Genomic DNA, 18,035 nt, shown 5'->3' on the forward strand with positions numbered 1-18,035 from the left:
AAATCACGATGGGACGACGATTGCCGATCCACGCCAACGCGGGCATAACGCCTCCCGGTCACAGCTCGGCGGGACTTGGTGCAAAGGTAAACCGTTCACGGCCGTGGCAATTCTCGTTCCCGCCGCCCGAGCGCGCGTCGGCCCGCGTCCGTCCTGCGGCGCGACCACGGAATTCGCCCGGGCGCACCTCGAAAACGCCGTTCCGCACGGCTCCACACTCTGCCCGGAAGACTGCGCTTCTCGGCACTTGAGGGCGAACCGTACTCGGGGGTAAATAGCCAGGTGGACTGAGCCGTCCAGGAAAACGGTGATCTGGAACTTCCCGTCGAAAGTGTCGGCACCTCGGAAAGCTCGATCGTCAGATCGGTGCCGCCTGTCGGAAATTGTGATGCCAGTGGCCTATTTCGCGTTGTACACTGGCTTTCGCGAGTTACCGGCGACCTTGCGATCGTGAACGGTAACGTCGGGTTCGGCGTTTGATCGGCTTGGTCGGAAATGTCCTGCTGAATCTTCACGAGGTGCGCGATGCGTCCTTTTTCCGTGTCCCATGAGGAACTCGGTGCTCGGCAGCGGCCAGGCCGTCGCGTGGCCGGTTGGCCCGCTGTCGCGCTCATCGGCGCGGCTTTCACCGTGGTGATGCTCGGCGCCACGCTGCCCACGCCACTGTATCCGCTTTACCAGGAGGCTTTCGCGTTCGGCGAACTGGGCACGACGCTGGTTTTCGCCGTGTACGCGGCTGGTGTCATCGCCGCACTGGTGCTGGTCGGCGGCTGGTCGGACCAGGTCGGCAGACGGCCGATGCTGCGGGCGGGACTGGCGCTGTCCGGTCTTTCCGCCGTGTTTTTCCTTCTTGCCGACGCACCCGGCTGGCTGTTCGCCGGGCGGGTGCTGTCCGGGCTGTCGACGGGAATCTTCACCGGGACGGCGACGTCGGCGATCATGGACTTCGCCCCCGCGCACGGCAGGGGCCGGGCGAGCCTGGTCGCGGCCGCGGTGAACGCGGGCGGCCTCGGTGCCGGGCCGGTGCTGGCAGGGGTGCTCGCACAGTACGCGCCACTCCCGCTGTCCCTGTGTTTCATCGTCGACCTGGTGCTCGTCGCCCTGGCGGCGATCTGTGTCGAAGCTGTGCGAGAACCCGTGCGGCGCACCGGAAAACCGAGTCTGCGCCCGCAGCGGATCGTCGTGCCGATCGAGGTCCGGCGGGTGTTCCTCCGCGCGGTGGTGGCCGGGTTCGCCGGGTTCGCGGTGCTGGGGTTGTTCACCGCGGTTTCGCCCGCGTTTCTCGGCACCGTGCTGCACAACACCGATCACGCGGTCACGGGTGTGGTGGTGTTGTCCGTGTTCGTCGCCTCGATATTCGGCCAGGCCTGGTCTTCGGTCATCGGTACGCAGCGCGCCCTGACGATGGGATGCGCCGCTTTGGCCGTCGGCGCGATCCTCGTCGGAACGGGCTTGCTGGTCGCTTCGCTCGCGGTCCTCGTCCTGGGTGCGCTTGTCGCGGGAGCCGGGCAGGGCCTGAGTTTCCGGGCAGGGCTGGGGTCGGTGACCGAAATCTGCCCGCCTGACAAGCGCGGTGCGGTCACTTCCAGCTATTTCGTGGCTTTCTTCACCGGTATTTCGATTCCCGTGATCGGGGTCGGAGCCGCCGCGGAGGCTTTTGGTCTTGTTGTCGCCGGTACGGTGTTCGCGGCGGTTCTCGCGCTGTTCGCCGCTGTCGCATTACTGCTGACGGCTCGCGCCGGGCGACAGTAAGGCGGAACGTCAGCCGCTTGGCGTGTCCATTCGCCCGAGTCCCGGCGCGGCAGGCTCCGAACCAACCGAGCCCACCAGTTCGTCGAGAAGATATTCACGCGAGGTGTCGCCGGTCCGTTCCTCGGAGGCACGCAGTTCCGCCCGGCGGATCTTGCCGGAGGTCGTCTTCGGCAGCGCACCGAACTCCAGCCGACGGATCCACTGGTGCGGCGCCAGGTGGTCCTGCGCGTGCCGCAGGATCGACCGCGCCGCCTCGGCAGAGGGCGGACATCCCGCCGCCAGCGTGACGAATGCCTTCGGGATCACCAGGCCGATCGGATCGGGTGCGGGAACCACCGCCGCCTCCGCCACGTCAGCGTGCCGCAGCAGCACGCTTTCCAGCTCGAACGGGGAGATCCGGTAGTCGTAGGACTTGAACACGTCGTCGGAACGACCGACGTAGGTGAGGTAGCCGTCGTCATCCCGGCGGCCGATGTCCCCCGTGTGGTAGAGGCCGCCCGAGAACGTCCGTTCGTTCTTTTCCGGGTCGCCGAGGTAACCGGGCATCACCCCGACCGGCCGGTCGGTGAGGTCCACGCAGATCTCACCCTCGTCACCGGGCTCGCCGGTGAGTGGGTCCAGCAGCACGATCCGGTACCCGGGCAACGGTTTGCCCATCGAACCGGGCCGGACGGGGAGCCCCGGTGTGTTCCCGATCTGCGCGGTCGTCTCGCTCTGGCCGTAGCCGTCCCGGACGGTGAGTCCCCATGCGCGGCGGATCTGGTCGATCACCTCGGGGTTGAGCGGTTCGCCGACGCTGCCTGCTTCACGCAGCGCGACCGGGCGGCGCCGGAGATCCTGCTGTACCAGCATCCGCCACACGGTCGGTGGAGCGCAGAACGTGGTTGCCCGCTGGGTGATGAGTGCGTCGAGCACGTCTGACGCGCCCTTGACCCCGGCCTTGACCGTCAACAAGGTCGCCTCCGCGTTGAACGGTGCGAAGAAGCTGCTCCATGCGTGTTTGGCCCAGCCGGGCGCGGAGATGTTCAGGTGCAGGTCACCGGGCCGTACGCCGTTCCAGTACATGCTGGACAGATGTCCGACCGGGTAGCTGGTGTGCGTGTGCAGGGCCAGCTTCGGCCGCGACGTGGTCCCTGAGGTGAAGTACAGGAAGAGCGGATCGTCCGTGTGGGTGGTGCCGTCCGGAGTGAAGTCGGCCGGCTCGGCACAGGCGTCGACGTAAGGAGCCCACCCGGCGACCGGACCGCCGACACTGATCCGGGTCAGGTGGTCCGCGATCCCCGCGAAGCGGTCGGCCAGCACGTCGACGGTGATGACGTGCGTGACACCGCCACGCTTGATGCGGTCGGCCAGATCGGCGGCGGAGATCGTCGTGTAGGTGGGGATGACGACCGCGCCGAGCTTCATCGCCGCCAGCAGGATCTCCCACGTCGCGAGTTGGTTGTCCAGCATGACCAGGACGCGGTTCCCGCGCGCCACCCCGCGGCCACGCAACCAGTTGGCCACCTGGCTGGACCGGTCGGACAGCTCCGCGTACGTCAACGACGCCACCGTGTGGCCGTGCACGATCCGCAGTGCTGGCCGGGAGTTGTGCTGCGCGATGGGGTCGAACCAGTCGAGAGCCCAGTTGAACGTCTCGAACCGTGGCCACCGAAAACGGGTGTAGGCCTCGTCGTGGTCCTCGCGCAGCTCCAGCAACAGGTCCCGTGCCGCACGGAACCGCTCGGTGTTACCGGTGGCCATGATCGCCTCCTGGTCTGGCTGGTTGCCGGTCGAAGCGGAACTTCCAGTCGTCGGTGAACCGGTCCGCCGCGGGCACCGCGACCGCCGTGCGCAGGCGGGCGAGGACGTCACCCGCAATGGCGTCCGCGTCGGTGTGGAACGCGCTCAGCGGTCCCGGCCGGCCGTTGCCGATCTGCGTGAACCACCGCAGGTTCTCGGTGGGGATGCCGAGTACGTACAGGTTCGGGTTCGCTCTCCCGTCGGAGCCGATGGCGTGGAACGGCGCCCGGGTGACGGACACCGCTCCGGTGGCGAAACCGTCGTCGGAGCGCGGAGTGGCGTTGATGTACTCGCAGATCAGGCCGTCGGAGAGGAGTTGCCGGGTCAGCGGCGAGGAGTCCTGCCGCACCGAGGACCGGGGAATGCGAGCGTCGATCAACGTGGTGACCACCTGGCCGGCTCCGTCGACCGCGGTGGAGTCCAGCAGGAAACCGCCCTGGTCGGGCCGCACCCGCAGGCCCGGCCCGACCAGGTGCACCACGCCGGCCTCGATCAGCGCGCGGACCTGCGCGAGCCGCAGCGCCGGTGGCCCGGCCGAGACCATCGTGTTGATCGGGGTGAACCAGCCGAGGAAGTCCTCGCGGTGCGACCGCGGACGCAGGCCGCCGAAGTCCACCGCCGCGCGAACGGCGCCACGCAGGTCACGAAGGATGTCCAGGGCGGCCTTGACCGGCCCGTGCACGTTGCCCCGCAAGGCTTCCACCGTGTCCTGCCGGAGCAGGCCGAGGACGTGCCGGTGGAACTCGGCCGGGTCCGCGTACCGCTGACCGGAGAACGGCCGGGCCGTCCGCTCCAGGTCGAGGGGGACGGCGTGCGCGATCCCGAACTCGGCCAGCGTCTTCTCGACGACGTCGGGCTGTTTCTGCCCGGCGCAGGCCAGATGGGCGCGGGCGAAGCGGTCGGCGGCCACCTCGCCGGCGCGGTCGCGGACCATGGCGGTGTAGTAGACGTGGTCGACTTCCAGTTGCAGCAGCGGCAGCACGTCCCGACGGAAGTCGAGCTGGGCGGACCCGGTTTCCCGCCGTGCCCGGCGCCGTGCCTCCGCGAGCGCGCCAGGGGTCAGGAACTTGGCCTCATACCGGTATTTCGGGGCCTTCTGGTTCAGCCCGCGGGCGAGCATCGGCAGGCCACTGCGAGATCCGGCGTAGACGCGCGGCTCCCGGCCGCTCGGCCGGTAGCGCACCTCGCCGGACGGTCCGGCCTCGAACACACCACCACGGCCGACGGTCAGCGCCATGACGACGTCAAGGAAGGTCAGGCCCAGCCCCAGGATTCCGACCCGTTCACCGGCACCCACGGACGCGAGATCCAGATCCGCGGCCGAATCGCCACGAATGTAACGCAGGCCGCCGCGACCGTCGGCATGGTCGAGCATTTTCCGCTCCCACGGGCTGGGGGTGTTTCTCGGGTGCCCGGTGGTGAGCACGAGCTTGTCGGCGAAGACGATCCGGCCCGAACGGGTGACCAGGCGCATCCGGTCCTCGTGCCGCTGAACGTGCTCGACGCTTGACCGTACGGAGTGGATGGTCACGTTGTCCGGCTTGTGCGCGACGAGATTGTGGAACACGTCGCGCAAGTACTTGCCGTAGCACGATCTCGGCGCGTAACCATTCGCGCCAAGGGTGGACCATTGTGGACCGGCGTGGCCTGCCGACAGCCATTCGTGAAGAGACGGTCCGGCACCCGCCCTCGGTGGCCCCTCGTCAGGGTCACCGGAGTACATGCTCACCTCACCGGCGGGGGTGTTCATCAGGAACCAGTCGGGCTGGTCCGTGCGCCAGATTCGGCCGGCACCGTGCTCGCCGGGATCGAACACCCAGATCGACACCGCCGGTCCCGCCGCTCGCTCCGCGAGCCGCACCAGCAGGCGTTCAAGAACCGACAGCCCGCGAGGCCCCATGCCGACGATCGCGACAACGAGGTCTGACTGGATCTCCGACACGGCTCTCCCCGTTCCCCTGGTGAATACCGGCTCAGACGAAGCTGGCGACCGGCTGTGTGCCCGCCTTGGTCTCGCCGAGCTTGAGCCAGCCGAGCAACGGGCCGGTCATGATCGTCGTCACGAGTGTCATCGCCACGAACATGACGAACAGGTCCGGTCCGATGATGCCGAGCGACAGCCCCGCGGCGACCACCACGAGTTCGGTCAGGCCACGGCAGTTGACCATGACGCCGAGTCCGGCCGACTCCCGCCATGTCAGCTTGGTCAGCCTGCCGACGAGCGTCGTCGTACCCACCTTGCTCGTGATGGCGACCACGATCATCAGCCCGCACACCAGCAGGTCCTGTGTGGTGCGCAGGAATCCGATCTGCATGCTGAACCCGATCACCGCGAAGAACAGGGGCAGGATGACGTTGACCCCGCGGCCGACCGTGCGGCCGAGGTCGCGCACCACGCTGTTCTCCCGCGGCACGACCACGCCGACGAGCAAGGCCCCGAAGATCGCGTGGATGCCGATCCAGTCGGTGATGGCCGCTCCGGAAAGCGCGCAGAGCACCAGCACCGCGGTCGAGACGCGTCGCAGTCCGGCGTTGCTCTCCGCGGCGGCCAGGAGCCGGCGCAGCGCGGGGCGAAGGGCGGTCAGCGTCACCGTGGTGAAGAGGATGAGCCACGCCGCGGTCGGGATGACCGCGGCCGCTGAGTCGCCCTGTGCCATCGCGACGACCACGATCAGCATGCACCACGAGATGACGTCCCCCACGCCCGCGGTGGCCAGGCCGAGCGCGCCGATCCGAGTCCGGATCAGGTTGTGCCCGGCCAGAATCCGGACCAGTACGGGGAACGCGGTGATGCTCATCGACGTACCGAAGAACAGGAGGAACGGCACCAGCCCCACACTGTCCGGCCGGTACGTCGCGGCCATGCCCACCGCGAGCAGGAGCCCGCAGGCGAACGGTACGGCCACCATGCCTACTCCCAGTGCGGCCACCCGGCGGCCCGACCCGCGCAGCAGTTCCAGCGGGAGATCGGCGCCGAGCAGGAACACGAAGTAGATGATCGCCAGCTGTGCGATCAGGCCGAGGTGGGGAATCAGTTCCGCGGGGAACAGCGCGTGCTGGATCTCCGGCGCGAACTGGCCGAGCAGGGACGGCCCCAGCGCGATGCCCGCCGCCATTTCGCCGATGACCCTGGGCTGACGGCACCGGGTCGCGACCCAGCCGCCGAGACGGCCGACCGCGATGATCAACGCGACCGCGGGGAGGAACCGCAGGACAAGCGGCCAGCCCATGGTTCCCAGCTGTCCGAAGGTGGGCACGGCGTGGATCATGCCTGCCGAGACAACCGCCACTATCACGACAACCGCCGCGGCGTTGCGTACCCCATCCGCCGGTTTCCGCCGCGGCGGCGTCACCGCGTTCTGATCGGGATTTTCCTGGCAGTCTGCAGCCATCATGGTTTTCGGCTCCTGGAACAGGGATCGGCTGCGCGCGGTCGAGGTTCTCCGTCCAGGACCCGCCGCGAACCGGTGTCACGAAATGAAGTCGTAGTTCAGGAAATTGCTGTCGTCGTCATCGGTCCAGACCCCGTACCGACGCATGCCGTACAGAAGTGGCGCAGGCGTACGGAGGCTGGTGATCATGACGATCTCGGCCATGACGACGACGTGATCACCGACCGTGTGCGCTGTGCTGACGGCACAGTCCGCGATGGTGTGCGCGGCGTCGATCAGGTGCGGGCCGCCGTGCGGCGCGGCGACCCACGGGATCCGGTTGAACCGGTCCGGGTCTCCCGAGCTGAACAGTTCCGCGGCCGGCCGCGCGGTCCGGTGCAGCAGGTTCACCGCAAGGGACGAGCTGTCCAGGACGGCGTCCAGAGTAGGGCTGCCGCGCCGCAGGCAAACGAGGATCGACGGCGGGTCAGGGGCGACGCTGCACAGCGACGTGCACGTCATCCCCCACGGGTTGCCGTCCCGGGTCATCGCCGTGACAACCGAGACACCCGTGGGGAATCCGACCATCAGGCGCCGCACGTCGACGTCGTATCCGGTGTGTGACATGGATTTCCCTCCTACCGGCCGGACCGCGCCGAGCCGGGCCGGTGGATCAGAGACCTTCCTCTGCCTTGGCGATGGCCATGTTCTCCAGCGCGTTCAGCATTCGCGGCCCGATGTCCGCGGGCGCGTCCACACGGGCCCACAGCTTGGCCGCCTCGATCCGGTCCCTGGTCATGTGGTAGCAGCCGTTCTCCGGCCGGCCGAACTGCTCCGCGTAGGGGAAGAAGTCCACTTTCCTGACGGAGTCGAGGATCTCCGAGGCCGCGGCCGACGGCGCCAGTGTTCCGCCTTCGACCGCCTGGCACAGCTCACGGGTCCGGGTGCCCATCCGGACGAAACTCTCGCTGATCGGCAACGGCGACCCCGGGTGGCCGTACCGCTCGGCCTCGATGAAGACGTTGTCGTCGCCGGTCCGGCGGAACCGGTGGTGCGCGTCTTCGAGCATCATGTTGCCGCTCATCGTGCCGAGCATCCAGGTCCGGTTGACCGCGTTCCACAGCTCGTAGTCGCCGAACCCGACGAACGAGCTGTAGACCAGGTCGTCGTGGAAGTCGAACAAGCCCTGCTGCAGGTCCTCCACGTAAGCGAACCGCTCGGTGGACCAGTCACCGTCCCTGGACGCCGCGATCAGCCGCCAGCCGAGGGCGTTGACCACCGCGAGCGTGTTCGCCAGCCCGCGCGAGTAGAGCGCGTCGATGAATCCCGAGGCGTGTGACGTGAGGCAGTACCGATCGCCGACGACCTTCGTGGTCGAGTACTGCAGCCTGCCGGTGGACACCCAGGGCCGTACCGCCGTCGCGTCCTTGAACTGCCACGCGATCTCCGGGAAACGGCCGAGGAAGTCGGCGAACTCGCGCTCGGGCGGCAGTGTCCCTTTGGGATACTTGCGCGGGTCCAGGGTCAGGCCGACGCTGCACAGGGGATTGAGCGCGCCGGGGTGGTTGTTGAACGGGATCACCCAGAGCCACCCACCGTCGAAGACGTGGTGCAGCGTGCCGTGGTCCCACGGGTTGGGCTGCTCGTGCCGCTCGGCGGTGGGTGAGTCGTCGAACGGGCGCACGCCGACCATGTGCGTGAACAGGCAGCGCGAATGCGTCCTCGCCCGCGTTGGCGTCTCACGCAGTTCGAACCGCTCGGCCAACGGCGATCGGTATCCGCTGCCGTCCACCACGTAGTCGGCGCGGAACTCCTCGCCCCGGTCCGAGCGCAACACGACACCATCGGCCGGATCGATCTCGACGTCGGTGATCCGGGTCGCCAGGCGTGGTTCGGCGCCGTACCGGACCGCGACGTGGAACAGGTAGGCGTCGACGTCCTGGCGGAACAGGTGCGACTCGGTGCGGAAGGCCACCGGGACCACCAACTGGTTGACCTGCAGAGGGTTCTGCGGCTCACCCTCCCTGTGGTAGACGAAGCCGAAGTTCTGCTTCTGTCCACAATGGGGTGCGATCTTGATGGTCTCGGTGTGGTTCGACAGCGCCTTCAGTTCGGGCACCTGGTAGCGGTCGGCGATCAACCGCATCATCCCCGAGGTGTAGGGGATGGTCGACTCGCCGACCGCGAACCGCGGATGGGTGCCGGCGTCGAGAATCAGCACCTTCACCCCGTTGCGGGCCAGCACCGCGCCCAGCATCCCGCCGGCCATGCCACTTCCGAGGATGGCCACGTCATACCGGTCCGCCGAGGCGGAGTTGATACCCGGCACCGAACTCACCGTTCCTTTCGTGTGTCCTTTTTGTCAAAACTCGTTCGGCCCCCGCCCGCGTACGGGTGGACGAGGTTGGTTGATGCCGGTGCGGCGCCGACGAGGTGTTGCGGGGTGACTGCTCAGTAGCCGTTGCCCGTGAGCCACTCGACGACGCCGAGCGGGTCGTTGATGGTCACGAACGGGTCGATGACCGGCCAGATGTAGAGCAGTCCCTCATCGTCGAGCCGGAAGAAGTTGTGCACTGTGTACTGGGCGCCCTTCGTGGTCGTGATCTGCCACAGACCGCTCGCGGTCGGGAAGTCCACGTTGACGTTGAGCACCTGCACGGCCAGCACACGGCTCGAAACGGGCTCGACGAAGCTCTCGATCTCCTCCCGCCCCTTCAGGGCGAGCCTGCTGATCGGCGGGAGGAACTCGACGTTCTGCGAGAACTGGACCTTCGAGAAGTCGTGGGTCTCGAAAGCCTTGAAGTAGGCCTCGATGATCCGGCGATACGTTTCCTTGTCCAGTTGTCCGGAGTTCGCAGCCGGGCCCGTGCGGTTCGCCGGGTGGGACTCGACCAGCGGGCGACTGCCCTGACCCGCCGGTGTCTGTGTCGTGGTCATGACTGCTCCAGCTTGTGATTCCGTGAACGAGTGAGACGGTTTCCGCCGCTTTCCGCGCGGATCACTCCACCGGGCCGGCCGCGGCGGATGCCTTGAGCCCGTTGGCGGCCAGGTCGTCGGCGATGTCCATGCCGAGCTTGACGCCGCCGATGTTGCGGGAGAGGTCCACGTCGCCGTTCTCGTCGACGGCGAAGGCGTCGAACACCCAGTGCACCCCGAGGAAGACCCGGCTGAAGCCCTGTTCGATCATCATCTGCCAGCACCCGCCGGGGAACGTGCGAACCACGCGCGTCCGGACGTTTCCGGTGACGTCGGTGCTGATTCCGTCGAGCTCGTCGGAGACGAACTCCAGGTTGTCCGCCAGGTTGTCCGGCCCGCACTGGGTCTGGCCGTAGAAATGCCGGACCATCTGGAAGGCCGCACCGCCCTCCGACGCGTGGCCCGACGGGTACGCCGGGAAGGACGGCGTGAAGTTACGCCCGCCGGTCACGTTGGTCGCCTGCGCGCCGAGGGGGAGCCAGCCCGGGTCAGAGTCCGCGTCCAGTTCGTTGCCGCCGACGCCGGCCGGGCCCAGGGAAGCGTCGTGCTCGCGGATTCCGAGCACCGGCCGCCACAGGTCGTACTCGTACTTGTCGGCCCACGCGAGGATGGTCGAGTCGGCGATGGCCGCGTTGACCAATGCGAACAACCGGGCGTTCTGTGCCTCGTCGTTGCCCTGCGCGACCGCGATCTTGCGGATGATCTGGTTGTACAGCCGCGTCGGCGTGCCAATGCCGTTGGCCGCTTCGTAACCCCACCACAGTCCGATGCCCGTCTCGGTGGGCGTGCGCCGCATGGACTGCAGCTCGGCCGGGAGGGTGCCCATGAGGTGCGGGGCGATGCCCTTGGCGCGGACCTCCTTGATCGCCTGTTCGTACTCGGCACTCCCCGGCTGCGGGGGCGCGTCGAGGTGGTGGCGGGTGGTGGCCGCGAAGCAGGCCGACCGGGCACCGTAGAACGGCCCGTAGAAACCCTGGCCGGGGTTGTCCGGGTCCTGCCGGTGGCGCCCGGGGGCGACCGAGAAGCTATGCCCGTTGTCGCCGAAGCCGGGGTCGTTCTTGCGGAGCGCGATGATCTTGCTGGCGACCTTCCGGCCGAAGTCGTGACCGTCCACGTCCGCCTTGCTGGCGATCAGGCCGGCCGCGGCGTGCCGCGCGTCGAAGAACGCCTTCTGGGTCGGGTAGAGCGCGCTCAGCACGGCGTGGGCGGCACTGGCGACCGCCGCGGCGGAGTCAGCGCCGGGAGGAGCCTCAGGCAGGTCGTCCCCCAGGTAGGGCTCGTAGTGCCCGGTGTTGATGCCGAAGTAGGCGTCGTGCATCGCCAGGTGCACGATCGCGTTGGCCCGTGCCCCTCCCGGACCACCGCGGACGCCGAGTTCGCTCGACGGGAGCGTGGTGTGCGTGGTCCGGTCGGCCTCCGCGGCGACTTCGTTCCAGTACAGGATGGGATCCATCGGTTGTCTACCTCCGTCAACGGGTGGCCGTGTGGCATTGCTGTTCGGCTTGGTGGTGCTCTCCCAATGTCGCTGGGCCGGGATGTGCGGGGATGAGTAGTCGGCTACTCAACTCCGGGCGTAAGTACCCTCAAAGGGGGGAGCGGCCACGGGTATCTGCACTCTGCCCTGGTGCTCTTTTGTCGATGACCTCATTGGTGGGGGGAGCATCGAATGGAAGGCATGACACTGGTGCGCGACGACTCGCCGTCGTCGGCCGCGACCGGGGTCTGGTCCCTGGCCGGGCGGTCCGAGGAGCTGGAGCGGATCGCCGCGTCGGCCCGTGGCCGGGCCGGGCCCGCTGGAGCGGTGCTGATCGGCCCGGCGGGGGTGGGGAAGACCCGGGTGGCGCGGGAGGCTTTGCGAGCGGCCGAACAGCGGGGCGCGCTGGTCCGGTGGGTGGCGGGCACGGCTTCGGCACGGGAGTTGCCGCTGGGGGCCTTTGCGGCGACCGTGAAACTCACCGACCTGGACCCGGCCAGGTTGGTGCCCCAGGCCACGGAGGCATTGCTGGCGGGTGCGGGTCCGGCGGGTGCGGTCGTCGTGGTGGACGACGCGCACCAGTTGGACGAGCTGTCCGCGGTGCTCGTACACCAGCTGGTGCTGCGCAAGGCGGCGAATGTGGTGCTCACGCTGCGCACCGGGGAGACAGCGCCGGACGCGGTGACGGCGTTGTGGAAGGACGGGCACCTACTGCGGCTGGAACTCGAACCGCTGTCCCCGCAGGAGACCGCGACCCTGGTGGAGACGAGGCTGGGTGGCCTGGTGGACGACGTCGCCGTGCGGCGGTTGTGGTCCATCACCCGGGGCAATCCGTTGTACCTGCGGCAGTTGGTCGACGACGAGCTGGCATCGGGCCGGCTGCGCCAGGTCGTCGGGGTGTGGCGGTGGTCGGGGCGGTTCACGTTGTCGCCGGCGTTGGTGGAGCTGGTCGCTCCCCGGATCGGGAAGCTGCCGCAGAACCAGCGCGACGTTCTCGATGTGCTCACCTTCGGCGGCCCCTTGGAGGTGCCGCTGCTGGCGGAGCTGACCGGTGCCCGCGTGATGGAGGAGATGGAGGACAAGGGGCTGATCGAGGTATGCCAGCAGGGGCGGCGGTGGCAGGTCCGGCTGGCCGACCCGATGTTGGGTGAGGTGCAGCGGATGCGGACAGGCGCGCTGTACGCCCGGCGGCTGCGCCGTCGGATCGCGTCCGCGCTGAGCGCGAGGGGTGGGCGGCGAGCCGACGACGCGCTGCGTCATGCGGTGCTGCTGCTGGATTCCGATGTCCAGCCCGATGCCGTGTTGCTCACCAAAGCCGCTCGCCGGGCCACCGAACTGGGAGACCTCGCGTTGGCCGCCCGGCTGGCCAGGACCGCGGTGTACGTCGGAGGCGGTTTCGAGTCACGGTTGCTGCTTGGCACCGCGCTTGGCTGGACCGGCCGGGTGGCCGAGGCCGGCAGCGAGTGGGCCGCGCTGCGCACCCTGGCCCAGACCGACGTCCAGCAAGCACAGGCCGCGATGGCACGGGCGAAGGTGCTGGCGTGGTCCGGCCGTCCGGCGGAAGCCGAGGCCGAGCTGGCCGCCGCGGCCTACGCCACCAACGACGAGGCCGCCGCCCTTGAGCTGGCCGGGGTGCGTTCGGTGCTGGACGCCTACCTCGGCCGGACTGTTCAGGCTGCCGAAACAGGCGCCGAGGTGCTGGCCCACCCGCGATGCCCGTCGGCCGCGGTGCCGTGGGTGAGTTGGGGGCTGGCGATGGCGTGCGGGGGACTCGGGCGTCTCGACGGCATCGAGAAGGCGTTGCGACGGATCGAGTCCGAGGCGTCGGGAGCCGGGTTGCACCAACTGGCCCTCGTGGTGATGTCCTCAATGCGCGGACTGCTCCTGGCCGGTCTGCCCGATCAGGCGGACCGGATCGCACGATGGTTCCGCGAACAATGCCCCGATTCCCCCGGGCGTCGTTCCGTTGACATCTTCACCGGCTTCATGTCGGCGGAGTCGGCGAGCTTCCGCGGCCAGGTCGAGACCGCGGCGCGCGGGTACCGTCAGGCTGTCGCGGCGCACCACGGCGCGGATCCCAACGGCTGGATATTCACCGGGTTGGTGGGCCTCACCACCGCGCTGGGGATGCGCGGTGACCCGGCTTCCGCACGCCAGGCACTGCAGGCGATGACAGCCGAGCACCATCCCACGTACGTCTACCTGGCACCGAACGTGCTGATAGCGCGGGCATGGGTGGTCGCCGCCGAAGGTGAGGTGAGCGAAGCCGCCGCGTTGGCCCGCAAGGCGGCGGGCGTGGCCGCGTCGCAGGGCCAGTCGGCGGTGGAGGTCTTCGCGTTGCACACCGCGGTCCGTTTCGGCGACGGCACGGTGGCCGACAGGCTCACTCGGCTGGCCACGGAGGTCAACGGGCCCCGGGCCCAGATCGCGGCCGCGCACGCCGTCGCACTGGCGGCCGACGATGGTCCCGGGTTGCAGGCCGTCTCGGTGAGACTCGAACAGATCGGCGCCCTGCTCCTGGCCGTGGACGCCGCTGCCCAAGCAGCGGCAGCGTTCTTCCGCCACAACCGGCGGGGCTCCGCCCAGACGGCAACGGCTCGCGCCCGCAGGCTCGCGCAAGCCTGCGAAGGCGCACGGACTCCCGCGCTGGCCGCGCTCACCGCACCGCCGGAGATCACCCGCCGGCAACGCGAGATCATCGCCCTTGCCGCCAGTGGCCTGTCCAACGGCGAAATCGCGCAGCGGCTGGTCGTGTCCATCCGGACAGTCGAGAACCACCTTTACCGTGCCAGCACGAAACTCGGTGTCTCCAACCGCGCGGAACTGGCCGCCCTGATCGACGAAGCCTAGTACCTTCTCCGACGCTGTGCCGCTCGAAACTCGTCGCCGCAGTTCGGACGGCTTGGTGGTACTCGTTGATGATGCTTGTCCTGGCCGGGACTGAGGTGCCGTCGACCTCTTGCTCCTAGTGGAGGCCGCGTTTTCCCGGGGTCCAGAAGGGTTTCACGGTGATCGATCCGCGGGGCCAGCCGCGTTGGCGGACGAGGTGGTCGCGGATTTCTGACCAACACCTACCCAACCGACTGATCACACCCCCAGCATTGACGCCCAGCACTGACGACGATCTCGGCGACCGGCGGTTCGCAGCTCGCCGGTTGCGGGGCAGTGGCGTCCGAGGTGTCGCAGTTGGGTCGGGCGCCGCACTGTCGGGTGTTCGCCGGACATCGGAAACGAAGTCGTACTCCTACCTTATGGATAGCCGCGGCGACGCGGCCATCGAGAGCGAACTGAGGGTGGAGTGCAGATGGGGAAGACGACGCGCCGCGCCACGAGTATGGGGCTCATGGCAATGGCGACGGTGGTGGCCGGCTTGCTGACCGCGCCGGCCGCGAACGCGGCCAGCTGGTACAGCAGCGTGCCCACCAACGCCACGAACGTGGAGACCGTGATGGAGGCGGAGCTGGGTTCCGGCGGTTACCTCCAGATCCGACGCGGCAAGTACGACGGCAGGACGTACCTCTGGGGCCGGGTCGCCTCGCCCGGGTCGACGTACAACAGCGACCACACCCTGCGATTCCAGATCGGCCTGGGTTGCGCTTCCGCCACGACGTCCAAGGACATCGACCGGACGACCTATACCTCCGCCACGACGCGGGACACCGACTGCACGTACTTCGCGAACATCATCAAGAGAAGCACCGGCAAGGTGGTCAAGGGTCTCCAGCTCAACAATCCCTGACCCGGTGGACCGGGGCCCTGCCGCGCACCGTGGCAGGGCCCGTCCGCGACACACCCTGTCCTGACACAGCGGCTGACAGGCCTCGCGACGGGCTCCGCCGGCCTCAGGAGGCCTGGGTGGCGGGTGTCTCGCCGAGCCGGAGGATGGCCGGCAGCCTGAGCTCGTTCCCCAGCCGCTCGGCCTGCGCCCAGTGCGGCCGGGCCGCCTGCTCACCGCTGAGATGGGCCATGACGTTGCCGATCTCGCGGTGGTACAGCGCATCGAGGTACCGGTCGCCGATGTCGTTGATGATGGCCTGGCCTTGGTGGAACAGCATGAGCGCGCTGTGCGGACGGCCCAACGCGTACATCGCCCGGCCGGCTGTGTGCAGTGCCAAGGCGTGCACGTTGGACACCTTGTGCACCGCGCACAGGTCGGTCGCCTGCCGAGCCAGTCGCAGCGCGTCACGGAAGAGGCCGAGTTCCAGCAACACATTGGCGTTGCCGGTCAGGGCGTACGTTTCCAGGACGACGTCGCCGGTCTCCCTGGCGATGTCCACTGCGGACCGAAGGGCGGCGGCCGCCTCGTCCAGCCTGCCGAGTGACAGGTAGCAGGAACCGAGCGAAGCGAGCACGACGCCCTCAGTGTGCCGGTCGTGGCGGCTCAGCCGCGCGGCTGCCGTGCAGTACGCCAAGGCGTCCGCGGCCTGGCCTGCCTTGACCAGGACGGTGCCCAGCGTCATCAGGAAGAGGGCCTGGGCTTTGTCGTGGCCGACGGCCTGGGCGGCGGCCAGCCCTTTGGCGCACACCGCGGCTTGCTGGTTGAGGTCGCTGCGGCGGTAGTAGTAGCGGGCCAGGCACAGCGCCAGGCGCCACGTGCGTTCCCGGTACCCCTGTGCCTCGGCGAGATTGAGCACGCTGTGCAGGTTGGCCAGTTCGGTGGTGAACCAGTGGACGGCGTCCTGCGGCACCGGTGTCTCCGCGGCCGGGTACTCCACGGCGAGGTGCGGCGACCAGAGATGGCCGGCGAACAGGGCGCAGGCTTGTTCGGCGGTCTGCAGGTAGTAGTCGACGAGCCGGACGGTGGCGGCCTCGCGTTGCTCGTCAGGTTCCTGCCCGGCGACCCGGGCCATGAACAGCCGGGTGAGGGCGCGGCTGCTGTAACGCCCGGGTTTGGTCTCCTGCAACAGGTGCACGGCCGCCAGCATGTCCAGGTTGGACCACGCCTCGTCCGTGCCGGTGCCCATCAGCGCCGCGGCGCAGTACTTGTCGATGTCCGGCCCGCCGTGCCCGTCGAGCAGCCGGAACAGCCGCGCGGCCGACGGGGACAGCCTGCGGTAGGTCAACCGCAGGGCCGCGTCCACTCCCGATCCCGCGGACGGCGGCGAGAGCGCACGGAGCCTGCGGCGTTCGTCGGACAGTTCCGCGACGAGGTCCCGTACCGTCCACTGGGGACTTGCCGCGAGCCGGCCGCCCACGATCCGCAGCGCCAGTGGCAGCCGGTCGCAGAGTTCGGCGAGCCGCTTCGCCGCCTGCTTGTCGGCCCACACCCGCGTGCGGCCGGCCAGCAGGCCGAGCGCGGTGACCGAGTCGTCAAGGGACAGCACGTCGACCGGGAACGGTACGGCTCCCTCAGTGATGATCAGGTCGTCCAGCCGGTGCCGGCTCGTCACCATCACGGCGCACGAGGACGAACCGGGCAGCAGCTGCCGGACCTGCTCGGCGGAGTGGGCGTTGTCCAGCACGACCAGCATCCTCTTGCCTGCCACCATGGAGCGGTACAGGGCCGCGCGCTCCGCCGGCTCGGCCGGGATGCGCACGTCGGGGACACCCAGTGCACGCAGGAAACCTGCCAGCGCCGAACCGGGCTCGACCGGGTCGCCCTCGTCGAACCCCTTGAGGTCGACGAAAAGCTGGCCGTCCGGCATGTCGGCGGCGAGTCTATGTCCGCAGTGGAGCGCCAGCGCGGTCTTGCCCACGCCCGGCGGTCCGGTCAGCACACGGATCGGCGCGTCGTGCGGATGCAGGCTGGCGGTGAGTTCGGCCAGCTGCTTGTCCCGGCCGACCAGGCCCTGGCTCCTGCGGGGCAGCTGCGCGGGCACCACACCGGGCTGGACCGCGTCCGGCACGGTCGTGCCCGCCAGGAGCAGCTGGTACGTGTGCCGCAGGCCGCTGCTCGGGTCCACGCCGAGCTCGTCGGCCAGCGCGGCCTTGGTGCGGTGGAACAACCGCAGGGCCTCCGTTTGCCGCCCGGTCTCGAACAGGCCCCGCATCAGCAGTTCGACCAGGGGCTCCCGGATCGGCCAGCGGTCCACCGCGTCCTGAAGGTCCTCGACCGCCTCGCCGACCCGGCCGAGCTGTGACAGCGACTCGCCGAGCTCCTGCAGGGCCACCAGCCTGGTCTCGTCCAGCCGGGCCATGACCTGCTCGCGCAGCGGTGCCGCCGGGACGTCGGCCAGCACCGGGCCGCGCCACAGCGCCAACGCCGACCGCAGCACCTCCACCCGCTCGGCCGCGGGCATGGTCCTGGCGGCGGCGACCAGGTCGTCGAACCGGCTGACGTCCACAGTGGAACGGTCGGCCACCAGTTGGTAGCCGGGCGCCCTGGTGACCAGCCGCACACCGTTGCCGAGCACCTTGCGCAGCTGGGCGATGTGGCCCTGAAGGGCGGCGCGGGCACTCGGCGGTGGGTGGCCGTCCCACGCGATGTCCATCAGCCGGTCGGCGGACACGACCTTGTTCACCTCGAGGGCGAGCACGGCCAGCACGGTCCGTCGTTTGGCCGCGCTCAGCGCCACGACCTGCCCGCCTGGGCCGATCAGCTCGACCGGGCCGAACAGCCGGATCCGCATGTGGTGCTCCCCAACAACGGTGGTTCGGAGGCCGGGGTGGTGGCGCTTCCACGCCGCGAGCCTCAAGGTGCCCGCCCGGAGTTGGGCTGGCGTTGGCCGAACATTAGCCGG

At 69.0% G+C, this 18,035-nt stretch carries 11 protein-coding genes; 3 read left to right on the forward strand and 8 right to left on the reverse strand.

Features of this window, described 5'->3' with window-relative positions:
- Positions 1 to 525: 525 nt before the first annotated feature.
- Positions 526 to 1,752: an MFS transporter gene (locus GC106_RS40355; RefSeq protein ID WP_246367932.1), complete on the forward strand. Its 1,227-nt coding sequence runs from the start codon at positions 526 to 528 to the stop codon at positions 1,750 to 1,752.
- A gap of 9 nt (positions 1,753 to 1,761) precedes the next feature.
- On the opposite strand, the gene GC106_RS40360 is transcribed toward GC106_RS40355, so the two are convergent.
- From GC106_RS40360 to GC106_RS40390, 7 genes are all read right to left on the reverse strand, one after another.
- Complete coding sequence (locus GC106_RS40360; RefSeq protein ID WP_217281562.1) at positions 1,762 to 3,495, reverse strand: AMP-binding protein; 1,734 nt, start codon at positions 3,493 to 3,495, stop codon at positions 1,762 to 1,764.
- Positions 3,482 to 5,476 carry an FAD/NAD(P)-binding protein gene (locus GC106_RS40365; protein ID WP_173141465.1) on the reverse strand — a complete coding sequence of 665 codons (1,995 nt, stop codon included), beginning with the start codon at positions 5,474 to 5,476 and terminating at the stop codon, positions 3,482 to 3,484. Before GC106_RS40365 ends, GC106_RS40360 begins: the two co-directional genes overlap by 14 nt.
- A gap of 31 nt (positions 5,477 to 5,507) precedes the next feature.
- The gene (locus tag GC106_RS40370; protein ID WP_173141466.1) at positions 5,508 to 6,791 is read right to left on the reverse strand and encodes a cation:proton antiporter; all 1,284 of its coding nucleotides are present in this window, start codon (positions 6,789 to 6,791) and stop codon (positions 5,508 to 5,510) included.
- A gap of 213 nt (positions 6,792 to 7,004) precedes the next feature.
- The gene (locus GC106_RS40375; protein WP_173141467.1) at positions 7,005 to 7,532 is read right to left on the reverse strand and encodes a flavin reductase family protein; all 528 of its coding nucleotides are present in this window, start codon (positions 7,530 to 7,532) and stop codon (positions 7,005 to 7,007) included.
- 46 nt (positions 7,533 to 7,578) lie between these two features.
- A complete protein-coding gene (locus GC106_RS40380; protein WP_217281563.1) occupies positions 7,579 to 9,243 on the reverse strand; it encodes an NAD(P)/FAD-dependent oxidoreductase in 1,665 nt (554 codons plus the stop codon).
- A gap of 113 nt (positions 9,244 to 9,356) precedes the next feature.
- The gene (locus GC106_RS40385) at positions 9,357 to 9,842 is read right to left on the reverse strand and encodes a DUF4904 domain-containing protein (RefSeq protein WP_217281564.1); all 486 of its coding nucleotides are present in this window, start codon (positions 9,840 to 9,842) and stop codon (positions 9,357 to 9,359) included.
- 61 nt (positions 9,843 to 9,903) lie between these two features.
- Entirely contained in the window at positions 9,904 to 11,334 is a 1,431-nt protein-coding gene (locus tag GC106_RS40390) for a vanadium-dependent haloperoxidase (RefSeq protein WP_173141468.1), read from the reverse strand.
- 213 nt (positions 11,335 to 11,547) lie between these two features.
- Here GC106_RS40390 and GC106_RS40395 point away from each other — a divergent pair, with 213 nt between their 5' ends.
- Together GC106_RS40395 and GC106_RS40400 are read left to right on the forward strand one after the other, a co-directional pair.
- Entirely contained in the window at positions 11,548 to 14,205 is a 2,658-nt protein-coding gene (locus GC106_RS40395) for a helix-turn-helix transcriptional regulator (protein ID WP_246367934.1), read from the forward strand.
- 454 nt (positions 14,206 to 14,659) lie between these two features.
- Positions 14,660 to 15,094 carry a hypothetical protein gene (locus GC106_RS40400; protein WP_173141469.1) on the forward strand — a complete coding sequence of 145 codons (435 nt, stop codon included), beginning with the start codon at positions 14,660 to 14,662 and terminating at the stop codon, positions 15,092 to 15,094.
- Positions 15,095 to 15,197: 103 nt separating this feature from the next.
- On the opposite strand, the gene GC106_RS40405 is transcribed toward GC106_RS40400, so the two are convergent.
- Positions 15,198 to 17,924 carry an AfsR/SARP family transcriptional regulator gene (locus GC106_RS40405; RefSeq protein ID WP_173141470.1) on the reverse strand — a complete coding sequence of 909 codons (2,727 nt, stop codon included), beginning with the start codon at positions 17,922 to 17,924 and terminating at the stop codon, positions 15,198 to 15,200.
- Between the last annotated feature and the right edge of the window lie 111 nt (positions 17,925 to 18,035).

The sequence above is a fragment of the Kibdelosporangium persicum genome (genome assembly GCF_013280595.1).
GTDB lineage: Bacteria > Actinomycetota > Actinomycetes > Mycobacteriales > Pseudonocardiaceae > Kibdelosporangium > Kibdelosporangium persicum.

What these genes read in the sequence shown, in the direction of transcription:
- GC106_RS40375 (WP_173141467.1), bottom strand. Translation starts at nt 7,532, where the DNA reads ATGTCACACACCGGATACGACGTCGACGTGCGGCGCCTGATGGTCGGA.
- GC106_RS40400 (WP_173141469.1), top strand. Translation starts at nt 14,660, where the DNA reads ATGGGGAAGACGACGCGCCGCGCCACGAGTATGGGGCTCATGGCAATG.
- GC106_RS40360 (WP_217281562.1), bottom strand. Translation starts at nt 3,495, where the DNA reads ATGGCCACCGGTAACACCGAGCGGTTCCGTGCGGCACGGGACCTGTTG.
- GC106_RS40405 (WP_173141470.1), bottom strand. Translation starts at nt 17,924, where the DNA reads ATGCGGATCCGGCTGTTCGGCCCGGTCGAGCTGATCGGCCCAGGCGGG.
- GC106_RS40395 (WP_246367934.1), top strand. Translation starts at nt 11,548, where the DNA reads ATGGAAGGCATGACACTGGTGCGCGACGACTCGCCGTCGTCGGCCGCG.
- GC106_RS40385 (WP_217281564.1), bottom strand. Translation starts at nt 9,842, where the DNA reads ATGACCACGACACAGACACCGGCGGGTCAGGGCAGTCGCCCGCTGGTC.
- GC106_RS40355 (WP_246367932.1), top strand. Translation starts at nt 526, where the DNA reads ATGCGTCCTTTTTCCGTGTCCCATGAGGAACTCGGTGCTCGGCAGCGG.
- GC106_RS40390 (WP_173141468.1), bottom strand. Translation starts at nt 11,334, where the DNA reads ATGGATCCCATCCTGTACTGGAACGAAGTCGCCGCGGAGGCCGACCGG.